This window comes from Pseudovibrio flavus (assembly GCF_009711345.1).
GTDB classification, from domain to species: domain Bacteria; phylum Pseudomonadota; class Alphaproteobacteria; order Rhizobiales; family Stappiaceae; genus Pseudovibrio; species Pseudovibrio flavus.
This window is the reverse complement of the sequence record NZ_SMMA01000062.1, coordinates 120,775-137,039: the sequence shown is the minus strand read 5'-3', so window position 1 is coordinate 137,039 and position 16,265 is coordinate 120,775. Positions and strand designations below refer to the sequence as shown.

At 52.0% G+C, this 16,265-nt stretch carries 17 protein-coding genes, 1 tRNA gene and 1 pseudogene; 5 read left to right on the top strand and 14 right to left on the bottom strand.

What is annotated here, in order from left to right; genetic code table 11:
• Positions 1-71 precede the first annotated feature (71 nt).
• Together E1162_RS11070 and E1162_RS11065 are read left to right on the top strand one after the other, a co-directional pair.
• The gene (locus tag E1162_RS11070; RefSeq protein WP_155130665.1) at positions 72-500 is read left to right on the top strand and encodes an Hsp20 family protein; all 429 of its coding nucleotides are present in this window, start codon (positions 72-74) and stop codon (positions 498-500) included.
• Between the two features lie 44 nt (positions 501-544).
• Entirely contained in the window at positions 545-808 is a 264-nt protein-coding gene (locus E1162_RS11065) for a BQ00720 family protein (RefSeq protein WP_155130663.1), read from the top strand.
• Between the two features lie 93 nt (positions 809-901).
• Here the strand turns inward: E1162_RS11065 and ptsN are convergent, their stop codons facing one another.
• From ptsN to E1162_RS11025, 8 genes are all read right to left on the bottom strand, one after another.
• Positions 902-1,369, bottom strand: coding sequence for a PTS IIA-like nitrogen regulatory protein PtsN (gene ptsN, locus E1162_RS11060; protein WP_155130661.1), 468 nt, complete (start codon positions 1,367-1,369; stop codon positions 902-904).
• 81 nt (positions 1,370-1,450) lie between these two features.
• Positions 1,451-2,035, bottom strand: a complete 585-nt coding sequence (gene hpf, locus E1162_RS11055) for a ribosome hibernation-promoting factor, HPF/YfiA family (protein ID WP_155130659.1) — start codon at positions 2,033-2,035, stop codon at positions 1,451-1,453.
• 231 nt (positions 2,036-2,266) lie between these two features.
• Positions 2,267-3,796 carry an RNA polymerase factor sigma-54 gene (gene rpoN / locus E1162_RS11050; protein WP_155130657.1) on the bottom strand — a complete coding sequence of 510 codons (1,530 nt, stop codon included), beginning with the start codon at positions 3,794-3,796 and terminating at the stop codon, positions 2,267-2,269.
• A 75-nt stretch (positions 3,797-3,871) separates the two neighbouring features.
• On the bottom strand, positions 3,872-4,603 hold the full coding sequence (gene lptB, locus E1162_RS11045) for an LPS export ABC transporter ATP-binding protein (protein WP_371311920.1): 732 nt from the start codon (positions 4,601-4,603) through the stop codon (positions 3,872-3,874).
• A gap of 100 nt (positions 4,604-4,703) precedes the next feature.
• Positions 4,704-5,255: a lipopolysaccharide transport periplasmic protein LptA gene (gene lptA, locus E1162_RS11040; RefSeq protein ID WP_155130653.1), complete on the bottom strand. Its 552-nt coding sequence runs from the start codon at positions 5,253-5,255 to the stop codon at positions 4,704-4,706.
• Positions 5,252-5,911, bottom strand: coding sequence for an LPS export ABC transporter periplasmic protein LptC (gene lptC / locus E1162_RS11035; RefSeq protein WP_257098913.1), 660 nt, complete (start codon positions 5,909-5,911; stop codon positions 5,252-5,254). Before lptC ends, lptA begins: the two co-directional genes overlap by 4 nt.
• 272 nt (positions 5,912-6,183) lie before the next feature.
• Entirely contained in the window at positions 6,184-6,804 is a 621-nt protein-coding gene (locus E1162_RS11030; RefSeq protein ID WP_155130649.1) for a ribonuclease D, read from the bottom strand.
• Positions 6,805-6,917: 113 nt separating this feature from the next.
• Positions 6,918-7,004, bottom strand: a tRNA-Leu gene (locus E1162_RS11025).
• 210 nt (positions 7,005-7,214) lie between these two features.
• Between E1162_RS11025 and E1162_RS11020 the strand changes: the two genes are divergently transcribed.
• Positions 7,215-8,195 (top strand): complex I NDUFA9 subunit family protein, encoded by a 981-nt coding sequence (locus tag E1162_RS11020; protein ID WP_155130647.1) that lies wholly within the window; start codon positions 7,215-7,217, stop codon positions 8,193-8,195.
• Positions 8,196-8,250: 55 nt separating this feature from the next.
• Here E1162_RS11020 and E1162_RS11015 read toward each other — a convergent pair whose 3' ends face one another.
• Positions 8,251-9,060 (bottom strand): undecaprenyl-diphosphate phosphatase, encoded by an 810-nt coding sequence (locus E1162_RS11015; protein WP_155130645.1) that lies wholly within the window; start codon positions 9,058-9,060, stop codon positions 8,251-8,253.
• Positions 9,061-9,205: 145 nt separating this feature from the next.
• On the opposite strand from E1162_RS11015, the pseudogene E1162_RS11010 reads away from it, so the two are divergent.
• Both E1162_RS11010 and queG read left to right on the top strand, forming a co-directional pair.
• Positions 9,206-9,899: pseudogene (locus tag E1162_RS11010) on the top strand (glutathione S-transferase family protein).
• Complete coding sequence (gene queG / locus E1162_RS11005) at positions 9,896-11,059, top strand: tRNA epoxyqueuosine(34) reductase QueG (RefSeq protein ID WP_371311903.1); 1,164 nt, start codon at positions 9,896-9,898, stop codon at positions 11,057-11,059. Before E1162_RS11010 ends, queG begins: the two are co-directional and overlap by 4 nt.
• Here queG and E1162_RS11000 read toward each other — a convergent pair.
• The 5 genes from E1162_RS11000 to rlmH all read right to left on the bottom strand — a co-directional run bounded on the left by E1162_RS11000 (position 11,046) and on the right by rlmH (position 16,159).
• A complete protein-coding gene (locus E1162_RS11000) occupies positions 11,046-11,552 on the bottom strand; it encodes an RNA pyrophosphohydrolase (protein ID WP_371311902.1) in 507 nt (168 codons plus the stop codon). The two genes, queG and E1162_RS11000, sit on opposite strands and share 14 nt — an antisense overlap.
• Positions 11,553-11,584: 32 nt before the next feature.
• A complete protein-coding gene (locus tag E1162_RS10995) occupies positions 11,585-12,733 on the bottom strand; it encodes a divergent polysaccharide deacetylase family protein (protein WP_155130643.1) in 1,149 nt (382 codons plus the stop codon).
• 169 nt (positions 12,734-12,902) lie between these two features.
• Positions 12,903-14,237, bottom strand: coding sequence for a S41 family peptidase (locus E1162_RS10990; protein ID WP_155130641.1), 1,335 nt, complete (start codon positions 14,235-14,237; stop codon positions 12,903-12,905).
• Positions 14,234-15,508 (bottom strand): murein hydrolase activator EnvC family protein, encoded by a 1,275-nt coding sequence (locus E1162_RS10985; RefSeq protein ID WP_371311901.1) that lies wholly within the window; start codon positions 15,506-15,508, stop codon positions 14,234-14,236. Before E1162_RS10985 ends, E1162_RS10990 begins: the two co-directional genes overlap by 4 nt.
• 168 nt (positions 15,509-15,676) lie before the next feature.
• On the bottom strand, positions 15,677-16,159 hold the full coding sequence (rlmH, locus tag E1162_RS10980; RefSeq protein ID WP_155130639.1) for a 23S rRNA (pseudouridine(1915)-N(3))-methyltransferase RlmH: 483 nt from the start codon (positions 16,157-16,159) through the stop codon (positions 15,677-15,679).
• Positions 16,160-16,265: the final 106 nt, after the last annotated feature.

The window sequence follows — 16,265 nt, the reverse complement described above, 5'->3', positions numbered from 1 at the left end:
AGGCAAGAGCCTGCGTTCCAGATGCCTTATGAAGGGTCTGGTCCAAGGTCGCTTAAGAAAGGACTTTGACAATGACGCGTGTATCGGCCTTTTCCAGCCCGTTTATGCTGGGATTTGATGATATTGAAAGAGTTTTGGATCGCGTGAGCAAAGCTGCCAACGACGGCTATCCGCCGTACAACATCGAGCGCATCCGCGATCATAACGAGTACGGAGATACCATCCGTATCACCCTTGCTGTTGCAGGGTTTACCCGTGACCAGCTGGACGTTTCCGTGGAAGAGAGCCAACTCGTTATCCGTGGTCGCCAGCAAGATGACAAATCCCGAGAATACCTGCATAGGGGCATTGCTGCCCGTCAGTTCCAGCGCGCATTTGTGCTGGCTGAAGGTATTGAGATTTTGGGCGCGGACTTGAAAGACGGTCTTCTATCCATTGACCTTGCTCGTCCTGAGCCAGAGCGCATTGTGCGCCGTATAGAGATTACTTCCCGGGACTAATCCTAGCCCCTCGAATTGAGTAGTTAGTACACGAGGAGCCGGTTATGAGCGATAACAGGTTCGTGCATGAGCACGTCACCCCTAAAGAGAATTTTGAAACTATGGGCGTCGGCCACGTCGCCTATGTGCGCCGTATTTCCCGCAGCGATCTGCGCGTCCTGTTTCCAGATGCAGATTTGCAGGATGCCGATTTGCCAGAATGGGCGCTTCTATCAGCTGATGGCGTTCCGATCATTCTAACTGATACGCGAGCAGCAGCAGTGGCAAGCGCAATTGCCAATGAGCTAAAGCCGGTAAGCGTCCACTAAAGCGCGCTGAATAACAGTAAATGCTGAACCAACGAAAAAAGCCTCCATTGGGAACAATGGGGGCTTTTTTGTAATTCTCTTGAAACGAGCTGCTTAGGCCGCAGTTGGTGAGGCCTGAGGCTGCGTTAGGATAGAATAGATCGCAGCGGCGTCTTTGGTTGCGCGCAACTTGGATGCGACTTCGCTATCGCGGAGCAAACGGGCAACGCGAGCAAGCGCCTTCAAGTGGTCTGCACCCGCTCCCTCAGGGGCGAGCAGCAGGAAAATAAGGTCAACCGGCTGGTCATCCAGACTGTCAAACTCGATTGGCTTGTCCAGACGTGCAAAAACGCCATAAAGCCCTTCAAGCGACAACATCTTGCCGTGCGGAATTGCGATGCCATTGCCTACACCAGTAGAGCCTAGCTGCTCACGCTGAAGGAGGGTGTCGAAGATATCGCGTTCGTTTTGCCCGCAGATGGTTGCCGCCCTGGCTGCCAACTCCTGAAGGGCTTGCTTTTTACTGCTCGCCTTCAAATTCGGGAGGATGGCCTCCGGGCTCAAAAGATCGATTAGTTCCATTCCTAATCCGTACTTTCCTAAAGGCACAAAGCCGGTTTCCCGGCTTTGCACACTCCTAAGCTACTGCAGCACGATAGCTTATTAGCTTGGCTTGCCTGCCTCGGCCAATACTGGATCGATCCACCCAATATTACCGTCCTGGCGGCGGAACACGACATTCATGCCCCCGTTGCCCGCATTGCGGAACATAATGACTGGAGCCTCGCTCAAGTCCAGTTCCATCACAGCCATGCCTACGGTCATGGTTTTAACCTTGGCCAAAGTTTCAGCGACAACAATCGGGTTGTAGTCTGCTGGTACTTCATCTTCGGACTCAGGGTCAGCCAGAACGTAAGAGGTTGCTTCTAGCGCATCTCGTGCTGTTGTACCGTTGTTATGTGCCTTTAGCTTTCTATTGTATCGACGAAGGCGCTTTTCAATGCGCTCAATCGCGATGTCGAAACTCTGTCGTGGGTCTTGACTATCTCCGGAAGCCTGTAAAACAACGCCTGTACTCAAATTGAGTGTACATTCTGCCCGGAAGCCCGACCCCTCTCTGGAGAGTGTCGCATGACCTGTGTAGGCACCGGCGTAATATTTTTCCAGCGCTTCTGCCATCCGGTCCTCGACGTGGCTACGGGTTGCATCACCAATGTCCACGTTTCTTCCCGAAATTCGCAATGTCATGGGAACCTCATTATTTTTGTTTCAACTATGCCTAGAGCGAGACCCCATCTGAGCGATGGAACGCCCTTCAGCAACTACAGAATGGACCACATACGGACAAAGCGCCACTGTTTTCGTGATTATTCCGTCCCTGTTGAAACGCGACGGTAAATAGTCAGAGAGCTTTGAAAAGTCAATTGCTCTCAAATATTAGTAGTTAGTTCTGTGATATATGATTGTGATAACAGCAGGTTAAGCCATTTGCTGTTTGTCTCTGCGGCGCTGAACTGAAGATGGAATCCGCATAGATTCCCGATATTTAGCCACAGTTCGACGGGCAATATCCACACCATCTGCCTTGAGAATTTTGACAATCGTGTCATCCGAGAGGACAGATTTTGCAGTTTCCGCGTCGATAAGTTGTTTAATTTTATAGCGAACTGCCTCTGCAGAGTGGGCGTCGCCCCCCTCGGTTGCCGCGATGGCGGAGGAGAAGAAATACTTCAATTCGAAGATGCCGCGAGTCGTCGAGATGTACTTGTTCGAGGTCACACGGCTCACTGTCGACTCATGCATGCCAATGGCATCGGCAATGGACTTGAGATTCAGTGGTTTGAGGTGCTGCACACCATAGGTCAGGAAGCGGTCCTGCTGGCGAACGATCTCGCTGGATACCTTGAGGATCGTCTTTGCACGCTGGTCCAGGCTCTTGGCTAGCCAGTTAGCTGTCTGCAAGCAGTCGGTGAAATAGTCCAAATCACCTTCGCTGCGACTGTCCTTTGAAATTTCGGAGTAGTAGGTCTGATTCACCAGCACTCGGGGCAGCGTTTCTGGATTTAGCTCAACGCTCCAGCCACCGTTGCTCGTTGGTTTTACGATTGCATCTGGCACTACAGGCTGAACAATTTCGCTGCCAAACGCGGCGCCGGGCTTTGGATCAAGCATTTTGATCTCGCCCACCATGTCGCGCAGATCTTCATCATCTACACCGCAAAGGCGCTTGAGCTGTACGAAGTCTCTTTTGGCAAGCAGCTCGATGTTATCAATCAGCGCGGCCATAGCAGGGTCAAAGCGGTTCTTATCCTTCAGCTGAATGATAAGACATTCCTGCAAGTTACGGGCAAAGATGCCGGCTGGCTCCAAGCCTTGCAGTGAGGCAATGACGTCTTCAAGCTTCTCTCGCGAGATGCCAAGCTGCTCGCTGATTTCATCTTCATCAATACGAAGATAACCGGCTTCATCCAGACAATCGATCAGGAAGCGGGCTACAAGCCGTTCAGATGGTTCGGTGATTGCAAGTGTAACCTGCTCCCACAGGTGGTCAGCCAGAGAGACCTGAGAGGCGACAAATGCTTCCAAGTTGTAGTCGCCTGATGGGGCCGTGTTGCCCATGCTCGGCGTCTGCCAGTTGTCAGCTTTGCTTTGTGTTGGGTCTACGACCCGCTGCTCACCATTATCATCGGGAAATACATTGGAAAGATCAGCATCCATGCGCGTGGAAATCGCGGAAGGGTCTGTCTCCAACTGGCTTTCCATCCAGTTGGCGTCCTGTGCTTCTTCCCGCGCAGTAGCGGGTTCATTACTCTGCTGGTCACCATCTACCGGTAGGCCGTTGTCGTCACCGTCAAGCTTTTCAAGAAACGGGTTGCTCTCGATTTCCTGATCTACATAGGAAACAAGGTCAAGACTAGAGAGCTGCAACAGTTTGATGGCCTGCATCAACTGAGGCGTCATCACCAGTTGCTGGCTTTGTCTGATCTCTAGTTTTGGCGAAAGAGCCATGGGTTCTTGTATTCCTTGCGGTGTGCGCACCTATTTGGCACAGATTATGCTTTGCATACTAGCCCACAAAGGAAATTAAAGCGTAAACTGCTCACCAAGATAAAGACGGCGCACGTCCGGATTGGCAACAATGCTGTGCGGCGTACCTTCTGTCAGAACTTCGCCAGCTGCAATAATATAAGCCCTATCAATTAGTCCTAGTGTTTCGCGAACGTTGTGGTCGGTGATTAGAACGCCAATGCCGCGCTGCGTAAGGTGACGAACAAGTTGCTGAATGTCGCCCACAGCAATGGGGTCGATACCGGCGAACGGTTCGTCGAGCAGCATGAAGGACGGACGGGAGGCGAGGGCGCGTGCAATTTCCACGCGGCGGCGTTCACCGCCCGATAGCGCAATACTTGGCGATTTGCGCAGGTGCGTAACGCGAAACTCCTCGAGCAGCGAGTCGAGTTCTTCTTCACGCTTCTTTTTGTTCGGCTCAACAACTTCCAGAACGGCGCGAATGTTATCTTCCACATTGAGGCCGCGGAAAATGGATGCTTCCTGAGGTAGATAACCGATGCCAAGGCGGGCACGGCGATACATTGGAAGCTGTGTGATATCAAAACCGTCAAGGCGGATCGCGCCATGGTCAGGGCGGATCAGACCGGTAATCATGTAAAAGCAGGTTGTTTTACCCGCACCGTTCGGGCCAAGCAGGCCCACGGCCTCGCCGCGCTGTACGTTGACGCTAACGTGTTTAACGACCTGACGGCGGCCATAGCTTTTGCCAATGCCCTCTACTTCGAGAGTTGCATTACCCGGGATGGTCTGCCCGTCTTCAGTCTGTGCGTTTCCTGCGGAACCTTTTCCGCCAAATCCTAGGGTCAACGTTGATGCCTTGACGTATGAGTTGTTTGTTTTGTTCTTAGCGTTTTTCGAGGCTTTTTGGCTGCAATAGCAACTTAACGCGGCCCTTGCCTGGGGCGTCTAGGTCAACCTTACCAGTCTTCAGGTTAACAATAAGCTTGCTGCCAACAACGACGTTCGGTCCTTGAGAAAGCACAACTTCCTTACCGGTCATTACCATCAGCTCTTTGTCCATGTCGAAACTGGCTTCGTCGCCGGTCGCAACCTGATCCTTGGAAGAGATGTAGACGTTTCCATAGGCTTCGATGCGAGAAATGGTCTGCTGAACGGCGTTCTGCTCACCTTGATCTGCCATGGAGCCGGAGTAGAAGACAACAAGCTTGTTTGTCTTCAGCTTTGACTCGCCTTGGGTGACAATAACGTTGCCGCTGAAGGTGGCGCTTTTGCTTTGGTCCTGAACCTGTAGGTTGGTCGCTTCAATTTCGATCGGTTCTTTGGAGTCAGAGCCAAAACCTGCAAATGCGTCAGAAAAAGTCTGCGCATAGGCACCGATGCTCGTGCTCAGAGTAAGGGCAAGGGCGGCACATAGTACACGGGCGCCAAAGGTCATTGGTTATTCTCCAAGGCTGCAGGATGTAATGTCATTTTCACACCCTCGCTAAAAGTCAAAATTCCGTCTGTCTGGTTAAAGTCCATGGAACCGGCATCAATAGAGCCGCCATCAGCCTGCACGGCTACGGCGTCGCTCGTTTTTATCTTTCCCGATTTCATGTCGATATCCAAGTAATCAAATTCGGCTGTATAGCCTTTGCTGTAGTCAACTTTGATGCCGCCTCTCAGCATTAGCGTTTCAGCTCCCGTATCATACGTTCCGGTTGCAGCAGTAATGTTTGCCTTATCTTGTGCAGAAAGGGCAACCTCTGCGCGGATGTTATCAAGATCGATGATACGTGGGTCGGTAATTCTCTGGATCGCCTGATCTGCGCTCACGGAATAGGAGCGGTCGCCATCTTTGCCGGAAAGGTGCGGATTTTCCATAACCAGACCGTCGGCGGAAAGACGAATGTCGCCAATACCGATGCCGGATAGAATATTCTGCAAAATCACCATGCCAACAACACCGGCGGCAATGAGAATACCGCTAGCAGGCAAAACGAAACGCAGCACTTTTACAAGGCGCGTGTGCCGACGGGCCGCCTTGCGGGCAGCTTCCTGTCGTCTTTCGTCTTCCTCGGTCCAAGCAGAAGACCCCGGTGGCTGATGCATACTCCGCATCCAAAATTCCTTAAGAGTTCTTATGGAGACAGGCGCGGCCAAAATTATAGGCCATTGTCTCTGTCTGGCGACACCAGTGCTTATTCGGGCACTTTGTTATCGCTCCGACATCTGTTTTACCTGATATTCGGTATTGTGTCAGGCAAACAAGAGCTTGCCGTGGCAAACACTAAAAAACCGCTTAAATTGTCGGGAAAAAAGAAGATATTCAGGTGAAACGAGAGCCAACATCTATCCGGCTCTCGCTCCAGCATTCAATTCGCTTAAGAGTGCGCGAAGATGTCGGTTTCCGGCCAGCCTGCAAGGTCGAGCTTTGCGCGGGTCGGAAGAAAATCAAAACAAGCCTGAGCCATCTCGGTGCGCTCTTCACGTGCCAGCATAAACTCAAGTTTTTCTTTGAGCTCATGAAGGTGGAGAACGTCAGATGCTGCGTATGCAAGCTGAGCATCGGAGAGGGTTTCTGCTGCCCAATCAGAGCTTTGCTGCTGTTTGGACATGTCAACGCCGATGAGTTCGCGTGACAGATCCTTAAGGCCGTGACGGTCTGTGTAGGTGCGCACCAGCTTGGATGCGATCTTGGTGCACCACACAGGATTCACGTCGATATCGAGATAGCGGGAGAGAATAGCCACATCAAAGCGAGCGAAATGGAAAATTTTCGGCTTTGTTTCGTCTGTGAAAAGGGCTTTGAGGTTTGGTGCTTCGGTTTGACCTTTGGAAATCTGCACAACATCCGCAGTTCCATCACCTGGAGAAAGCTGGACAACGCATAGGCGATCCCGATGCGGGTTCAAGCCAAGTGTTTCTGTGTCCACGGCAACTGCCTTGGCATTCTTGTAGTTGGAAAGGTCAGGAAGGTCGTTGTGGTGAAATCTGATAGTCATTTCCGCTTCTCAAGGGTTAAGGCAAAATAGGTAGAAAGCTACCGTGCTGCCTGTGATACCTATGAAAGACCACAATGCCTAATAGAAATTTTAAGTTTTCGTGAGAAAAGTGATGGTGCCCAGGAGAGGACTCGAACCTCCACGCCCTTGCGAGCACTAGCACCTGAAGCTAGCGCGTCTACCAATTCCGCCACCTGGGCACTTCCGCGTTTGGGCTGTTTGGTAACCAGCCCTGCGTCTGTGAGGAGGGTGTTTAAGGTCGGGAGGGGGTAATGTCAATCGCGTTTTTGAAAAGAATTTATCTTTTCCCACAATCGGCCTTCACTTGATCAGAATAAGGGGATAATAGTCCTGTATACTACGTAAGGTGCTGCGATAACTTGCAACTATAAAGCGGGATTTGTGGAAAAATGGCTCGAGCGATCAATGATAAAATCGTAACAATTTTGGGCGGATCAGGGTTTGTTGGTAGGCATTTAGTGCGCGCCCTTGCGCTTAGAGGGTACAGAATTCGTGCAGCTGTTCGCAGACCCGACCTTGCAGAACATCTTCAACCTCTTGGTGTCGTTGGGCAAATCATGCCAGTGCAAGCGAATTTGCGCTACAAGGCCTCTGTTGCCCGCGCAATTGAAGGTTCTGACGCTGTAATAAATCTGGTTGGTATTCTTCACGAAAGCGGCAAGCAGACTTTTGAAGCGGTCCATGTAGAAGGCGCAAAGCTGATTGCGGAAACCGCAGCCGAGCTGGGCGTTACCAATTACGTTCACCTTTCCGCAATTGGCGCGGACGTGAACAGCCCGTCCATCTATGCCCAAACCAAAGCTAAAGGCGAAAATGCTGTATTCGAGGCTCTGCCAGATGCAGTTGTAATTCGGCCCTCCATTATCTTCGGACCGGAAGACGATTTCTTTAACCGCTTTGGCGCGATGGCGCAGGTTTCCCCCGCACTTCCGTTGATCGGCGGCGGGCATACCCGTTTCCAACCAGTGTTCGTTGGCGATGTTGCAGAGGCAATCGCCCGCTCTATTGAAGGGAAAACACAACCGGGCCGGATTTATGAGCTTGGCGGCCCTGATATCGTTACCTTTAGAGAGTGTCTGGAAAAGCTGCTCCACAATATCCGCCGTCGCAGAATGCTGGTGAACCTGCCGTTCTCTATTGCGCGAATGAACGCAAGCATCCTGCAACTTCTCCCTAACCCGCTGCTGACAGTGGATCAGGTCGAACTTCTAAAGCGCGATAATGTAGTGAGTGAGTTTGCGCGGGAAGAAGGTTCTACCTTCGATGCGATGGGAATTGATCCGGCGAGTATGGACGCGATCTTACCGACTTATCTCGATAAGTTTTTGCCTCATGGGCAATACGATGCTCGTAAGACCGAAGCTGTTTAAAAAAAAAGAAAAGGGCCGCGAGGCCCTTTTTTGTACCTAGTGGAAGCGCTGCCGCTTAGCCTGCCATTACAATCAAACCAATAAGGCCAGCGGTGCCAACCACAATGCGCCACCAGCCAAACAGCGCAAAACCGTGCTTGCTGACAAAGTTCAGGAATGATTTCACCACAAAATAACCGGCAATGAACGAGGCAACGAAACCGATTGCAATAAGAACGAGGTTTTCGTGGGTCATTACATCAAGGTTTTTGTAAAGGTCATAGGCGAACGCGCCTGCCATGGTCGGCATAGCAAGAAAGAATGAAAACTCGGCAGCAGAGCGTTTGTCAGCACCCATCAGCAGCGAACCAACAATCGTCGCCCCACTGCGGGAAACGCCCGGGATCATAGCAACGCACTGCGCAAAGCCGATCATCAAACACATGGTCCAAGGGTACTGCGAGATATCATCGTATTTTTGCGTCAAAGGCATGCGATCAACCAGCAGCATAATAATGCCGCCAAAGATAAGGGTAACGCAGATAAGAACCGGCGTCTCAAACAGCACGGTCTTAATGAAGCTGTGTGCCATAACGCCAATGAACGCGGCCGGCAGGAAAGCCAGAAGAATACCGATAACGAGGTGGCGCGATTGCGGATTGGTAGGCAAAGACTTTGCAATATCCAGCAGTCGGTGAAAATAGACAGTCAGGATCGCCAAAATAGCGCCCAACTGGATAAGTACTTCAAACGTCCGTCCTTCGTTTTCAAAACCAATGAAATGTCCGATTAGAAGAAGGTGGCCCGTAGACGATACCGGTAAGAACTCGGTAAGGCCCTCGACAAGCCCTAGAATGAGGGCGCCGATAATGGTTTCTGTGTTCATGCTCGTTATCTGTTCTCGTATCTCTTCGGTCAGGCAGCGGATTGTCCCCGCTTTTTTCTGCACTATTTTCGGGATTGACGATTTAGAAGGAAATTATCACTAAGGCACAACCGTTTGGTTACCAGATTGACTTTAAAAATAAACAATGCTGACACTGTATCATCACCCTTTTTCACCATCCTCCCGATTTATCCGTTTGGCTCTAGGTGAATATAAAGTCGAATTTGAGAGCGTCCTCGAATACCCGTGGGTGCGCCGTCCGGAATTTTTGATGAAAAATCCGGCGGGCACAGTGCCAGTTATCGAAGAACAACATGGCATCCCCATCTGCGGACCGATGGTAATCATGGAGTATCTCGACGAAACCCGAGGCTATGCCTTGGGTGACAAGCGATTGCTTCCAGACCATGCGGAATCACGAGCCGAGGTTCGTCGCTTAACAGACTGGTTCATTCACAAGTTCGATCAGGAAGTGATCGGGCATATTGTTCGTGAAAAAATCTACAAGCAGGAAATGTCCTTTAAGCGTGGGGGGGGGCCAGCCTAACTCCGATGCTCTGCGAGTAGCGCGTATCAATATGGTCAATCACCTGCGTTACATCGGTTATCTCGCCGCCTCTCGTAAATGGTTGGCAGGAGACAAACTGAGTTTTGCTGACCTCGCAGCCGCTGCAATGCTTTCTTGTGCCGATTATCTGGGCGAAGTACCATGGTCTGAGGACGAGAACGTAAAAAGCTGGTATGCGCGAGTAAAATCCCGACCAAGCTTTAGACCGCTTCTCTCGGAAAAAATGCTAGGTATGCCGCCTTCGGCAACCTACGCTGATTTGGACTTTTGAGCCTGACTTCCAACGTGCTTACACAAAAACAGGCTTTGCGCTTGAAAAGCGATCTCGTGCAACGCGCAAAGGCTATTGGCTTTGATGATGTTCGTATAACCGGTGCCGATGCAATTCCGCAGGCACCGGAACGGCTTCGTGCATTCGTAGACGCGGGCTATCACGCTTCCATGAGCTGGATGCCAGAGACGATGGATCGGCGCGGCGACCCGAAAGCGCTCTGGCCGGAGGTGAACTCCGTTATCATGTTGGCGATGAACTACGGGCCGGAAGAAAACCCGCTTGAACTTCGTAGCCACAAGGAAAAAGGTGCTGTTTCCGTCTACGCACGAAACAGAGACTACCACGACATCATCAAGGGCAAGCTCAAGGAGCTTGCAAGCCTTGTCGTTTCCAAAGGTGGCGGGGATGTTAAGGTCTTCGTTGATACCGCGCCGGTGATGGAAAAGCCGCTGGCCTATGCCGCCGGTCTAGGCTGGCAGGGTAAGCACACAAATCTCGTTTCCAGAGAGCTTGGCTCTTGGTTTTTCTTAGGCTCTATCTTCACCACGCTGGACTTGCCGAAGGATGAACCCGAGGTTGATCACTGCGGGCGCTGCCGGCGTTGTTTAGATGCTTGCCCAACCAATGCTTTTCCTGAGCCCTACAAGATAGATGCGCGCCGCTGCATTTCCTATCTAACTATTGAGCACCATGGCTCTATCCCGCTGGAATTCAGAGAGCCAATGGGCAACCGCATTTATGGCTGTGATGACTGTCTTGGTGTGTGCCCTTGGAACAAGTTTGCGCAAGCAGCAAGTGAGGCCAAACTACAGGCCCGTGAAGACTTGAAAGAACCAGAACTGGCCTTTCTTCTCCAGCTGGATGATGCAGCCTTCCGCCAGTTCTTCTCCGGCTCCCCGATCAAACGCATTGGGCGTAACCGGTTTATTCGAAACTGTTTGATTGCTGCGGGCAATTCAGGTGAGGCGAATTTGCTTCCGATCGTCGAGCAGCATCTGTCAGATGATGCTTCCGTGGTGCGCTCAATGGCCGTTTGGGCCTATGAGAAGCTCGCAACAGCCGCGATGTTTGCCTCAGTGAGGGAGCAACTTCTCCCTCAGGAGAGCGAGGAAGAAGTTCGGGAAGAATGGTTACGAACCGAAGTCAATCCGCAGTAAAAGTAGAAAACGCCTCAACGACCTGACGATAGACATCGCGCTTAAACGGCACGATCAGGCTTGGCAAGTTGGCAGCTTTTTCCCAGCGCCACTCGGAAAATTCCTGCATATGCCCATGAGGCGGGGTGAGAATGTTGATCTCGCTGTCATCGCCTTCAAAGCGGAAAGCGAACCACTTCTGAGTCTGGCCTTTGAACTTGTTGCCACGCTTGGAGTTGAACAGAACTTCCGGTGGGAAGTCGTAGTTGAACCATTCCGGTGCCTCTGCAATCAGCGAGGCGGAGGTTACGGATGTTTCCTCAAACAGCTCCCGTTTAGCAGCTTCCAAAGGGTTTTCGCCCTCATCCAGTCCGCCTTGCGGCATTTGCCAAGCGAACTCATCCGGCACGGGTGTTTTGTCGCCAAAGCGTTTGCCAGTCCAAACCAAACCATCACGGTTGATGAGCATAATCCCTACGCATGGGCGGTAGGGAAGGGCAGCGTCCTGAGTCACTTTTGATCCTTTAAGTCACGCTATTCGCGGTTCTAGCCATTCGTACTGGCAAGGGCTCCGGAAATCGGGACCAGCACGATGCCGCGTTCTTCCAGACGTTTAGACCAGCTTGCAAGTTCGCGCAATGTCACCGGAAACGCTGTCGCAGTTCCTACAGCAATACCGCGTGAACGCGCTAGAGACTCAAGCTGTAGCAGCTGAGCGCCAATGTCTTCTTCTGTTAGCGTGGCATCAATAACGAGATCCGCCTTCGTGAACGGCACTTTCAACGATTGCGCCAAAAGGGCAGTTTTGCTGAGCGGAGACGTTCCATCATCAAGATACATGAGCCCGCGATCACGCACACTGGTAAGCAAAGGCTCAACATTAGCTTCGTCTGACGTGAAGCGTTCACCCATGAGGTTTACAACGCCCACGTAGTTGGATGCCTGCGAAAGCGTCCATAACAATCGGTCGGTGTTTTCTGCTTCAGATAAACGCGCCATCAGGCTTTGTGGACCAGCATCATTATCTGGAAAACCGAAAGGTTCCATTGGCACCTGAAGAAGCAACTCATGCCCTTTGATGCGTGCCTGCTGTGCCCAATCGCGAGCGCTTTCTGAGTACGGGGACAGGGCGAAGGTGAACTCCGATGGCAATTCGGAAAGCGCCTTGCTGCTCATCTCCGAGACAAGGCCATAGCCATTAATCACCACTGCGATACGCACTTGCGATAGCTGCTCAGATGACATCGGAGAAGAATAGGCATCAAGCGGGCGAAGGCCATTTGGAGCGATTGTCGGGGCTTGACCATATCGAGTACCCTCAAGAAGAGCCTTCAACGGCTCTCCAGGGTTCATAACATCGGAATTATCTCCGCTGCGCAGAGTTTGCGCGGGCGGCTCGATGCTTTGTATCGCAATGGCTTTAAAGTCTGGTCCAGTGGTTACCGTCGCTGCTGCCTCTGAATTGCCAGAAGGTAGGTTGATGCCAATATCTTTCTGAGCGATGCCTTCAACGCCGCTTGCAAGTTCAATAGAGGCAGTTGGTTCACCGCCCAGTGGGTTCTCCACCACGCCGACCCAAATCAGTCCAGTTGTTGCAACAAGCGTAATAATTGCTGCTCCGATCAGCCCCATTGGCAAGTGCCGGATGCGGCGCTTGTTAGAGCCAAGCGGTGCGGTAAGATCGTCTCCCCTCATAGATCCCCCAAAACAGCAAAAGGCGAGGTGCTTGATAAGAAGGCTCGGGGCCTTTCAGCAGCAACTCGCAAATCAAAAACAAATAGTGCGCCTGAGTGTAGCCCAAATCCTGCGCATTTAGTCAAAAAGAACCCGCGCTGTCTGTTAGGTCAGCGCGGGTTCAATATTCTTAGTTCGAGGTGCTTACCTGAGTGTCCGTATGTGGAGGAAACGCCTCATCGGTTTTGTTTCCACGCAGCAGGTCCAGCGCCATGTTTAGCTGGGTGTCCTTGGTCTTGTCCTTAGGGACATAGGCCTGAGAACCAGACTTTTCTTCGCCTTCTTCTGCAGACAGGTGACCACGCAGACCAGCTTCGCCCTTGGTTTCCACACGGCCTTTCAGCTCTTCAGGAAGCTCCTGCAGGGTGATGATATCTGGAACGATACCCTTTGCCTGAATGGAGTTACCAGAAGGGGTGTAGTAACGAGCGGTAGTCAGGCGGATCGCGCCGTTTGCACCAAGTGGAATGATGGTCTGAACAGAACCCTTACCGAAGGAGCGGGTGCCCAGAATGGTTGCGCGTCGATGATCTTGCAAAGCACCGGCAACAATTTCAGAAGCAGAAGCAGAACCGCCATTCACCAGAATGATAACCGGTAGACCGTCTACCAGATCGCCCTGACGTGCACTGTAGCGCTGGGTCTCATCCGCGTTACGGCCACGGGTGGAAACGATCTCGCCGCGATGCAAGAAGGCATCGGAAACAGCAATTGCCTGATCGAGCAGACCGCCCGGGTTGTTGCGCAGGTCAATGACGAAGCCTTTTAGCTTGTCCTTGCCAATTTCCTCGGTCAGCTCTGTAACGCCGCGCTCAAGGCCCTCAAAGGTCTGCTCGTTGAACTGGTTGATGCGGATATATCCAACATCATCCTCGGAGTTAAAGCGGACAGAACGAATGCGGATCACATCGCGGGTGATGGTGATATCAATCGGAGCGTCAGCGCCTTCGCGAAGAACGGTAATGGTGATGTCGGTGTTGATCGGCCCGCGCATCTTCTCAACCGCTTCATCCAGCTTAAGGCCCATAACGGCCTCGCCATCCAGATGGGTAATCAAGTCACCAGCCTGAACGCCCGCATTGAATGCAGGGGTTTCATCGATCGGAGTGACAACCTTCACAAGGCCGTCTTCCATGGTCACTTCAATGCCCAAGCCGCCGAATTCACCACGGGTCTGCACCTGCATATCGCGGAAGCTTTTTGGAGAAAGATAGCTGGAATGCGGATCAAGATCAGTGAGCATGCCGTTGATGGCTGCTTCAATCAGTTCTGCATCTTGCGGCGCTTCAACATAATCGGAGCGCACGCGTTCGAAAACGTCACCGAAAAGGTTTAGCTGATTGTAGGTGTCCGAAGAGGCAGCATGAGCTGCTTCCGAAAACCGGAAGGGAGCTTGGCTGTAAGTTATGACCGCCGCAGCTCCCATTACTACGCCAACCATTAAGAGAGATGCTTTCCGAATCATCCGCGAACCTTTTCGTTTTCAGCGAAAGACCACCATGCTTTAGGGTCTATCGCGGTTCCGTCTTTTCTGAATTCAACATATAGAACCGGTTGCTCTGAACTCAAACTGAGGTTTGCAGCACTTGCAATTCTCGTCTCGCCCATTTTTGCTACCGGCTCTCCGGCGAGAATGAACTGACCTAGTTCTACACTAATATCGTCCATACCCGCTAGAAGTACATGGTATCCTTCGCCAGCGTTCAAAATAATTAGCTGTCCATAGGATCTGAATTTTCCTGCAAAAACAACCCATCCGTCCGTCGGAGAGGTGATCTGCGCGTTAGCTCTGGTCACAAAGGTTTGACCATTTGTCGTATTCCCAAACCCGTCTGCGACCCCGTAATCCTGCATGAGCGTACCCGATACAGGTAAAGGAAGAAGCCCCTTGGCATCGACGAATGAAATTTCAGGTTTCAATCGTCCCGGATCGGAGTAAGGGTCCAAAGGCGTTCCCGAAGCAATTCGCGCTTCTTCTGCCTGTCTTGCTGCCTCAGCTGCACCCCGTGCACTTTCGATCTCACCTTCCAATGTAGCAATCAACTCTTTCAAAGAGGTTGCTTTGGCGGCAAGTTCTTCCGCGCGTGTGCGCTCTGCCAATAGCAAAGCATCGCTCTGCTCTCGTTGACTACGTTTTTCAGCCAGCAAAAGTTCTACTCTTTGCTGCTCTTCTGCAAGCTCCGTCGCTCCGGTCTTGACCCGGTTGCGCTCGGTTTCGATCTCTTCGCGCAATCTCGTCAGTTCAGAAAGGTCACTTGCAAGCGCTTCCGCTTCTATACGAACCTCGGGCATCACTGCGTTGAGCAGAATGGCGGTTCGTACCGCGCCAAGTGCATCTTGCGGGCGTACCGCTAATGCTGGCGGTGGCCGGTGCCCCAATCTCTGCAGCGCCACAAGAACCTCGATCAAGGTACCGCGACGCGCATGAAGAGATTTGCGAACGGAATCTTCGTTTACACGGTGACGTTTCAAACGTGACTCAGTGGCTGCAAGCTGATCCTCGAGCCGCTTCATGCGCTCGCCGGTACGGATCAATGCAGCGTTCAGGCTTTCTCTATCCCGATCAATAGCGCGAATATCGCGTTCGATCTGGGCCCGTTTTTCCTCTGAGATAGAGATGTTACGGGTGAGTTCGAGGAGTTCCTGTTCCTGAATTCTTTTTTGTTCAGCCGCGTCTTGGTTTGCCAGAGTGGTTGTAGGAAAAAAGCTTGCAAGTACAAGGCTGATAGCCAGCACGCACTGCTTCAGGCTTTTGTACCTACTCCCTAAACGCCACACTTTGTTGTTTCCCGGTTCTGAACATGGTCGCATCATACTGCAGCGCTTGCGTTAATGAAGTGTCAACCAAGATAAATCGAGGGGCAAACTTACCATGTTCAGCGCTTATCCATACAGCTGCTTCTATCACTCGCGGTGATAAGGGTGGCCGCTGATAATGGTGATGGCGCGGTAAATCTGCTCGGCGCACAAAATGCGCACGATCTGGTGCGGCCACGTAAGAGCTCCTAGCGCAAGCTTAACATCAGCCCGGCTGAGCAACTCAGGGCCATGCCCGTCTGCGCCACCAATCATGAGAACCAAGTCACTGACGCCGCTATCAAGACCACTGCGAACTTTGTCTGCAAAGGCTTGGCTGGACAAGGTTTTGCCATGCTCGTCCAGTGCAACGATCAAAGCTCCGGCTGGAATAGCTTTAAGGAGCGCAGCTGCTTCTTCTGCCTTGCGGTCCTGCGCACGCGCAGCACGGCTCTCCGTTAGCTCGATTACGCTAACAGATTTAATGCCCAACGCTCGTCCAGCTTTATTGGCCCGGTCAAGGTAACGGTCGCACAAGTCTCGTTCTGCGCCAGCTTTCATTTTGCCAACGCATGCAATTGTTACCTTCATTGTGCCTCTGCTAGGAACATTGGTAGGTGAGCAGGCAATAGCGGCCCAAACGCTAGGCCGCACACTGTTGCACAGCCAGCGTTAGCCGTCAGTATTCGCGTCGATC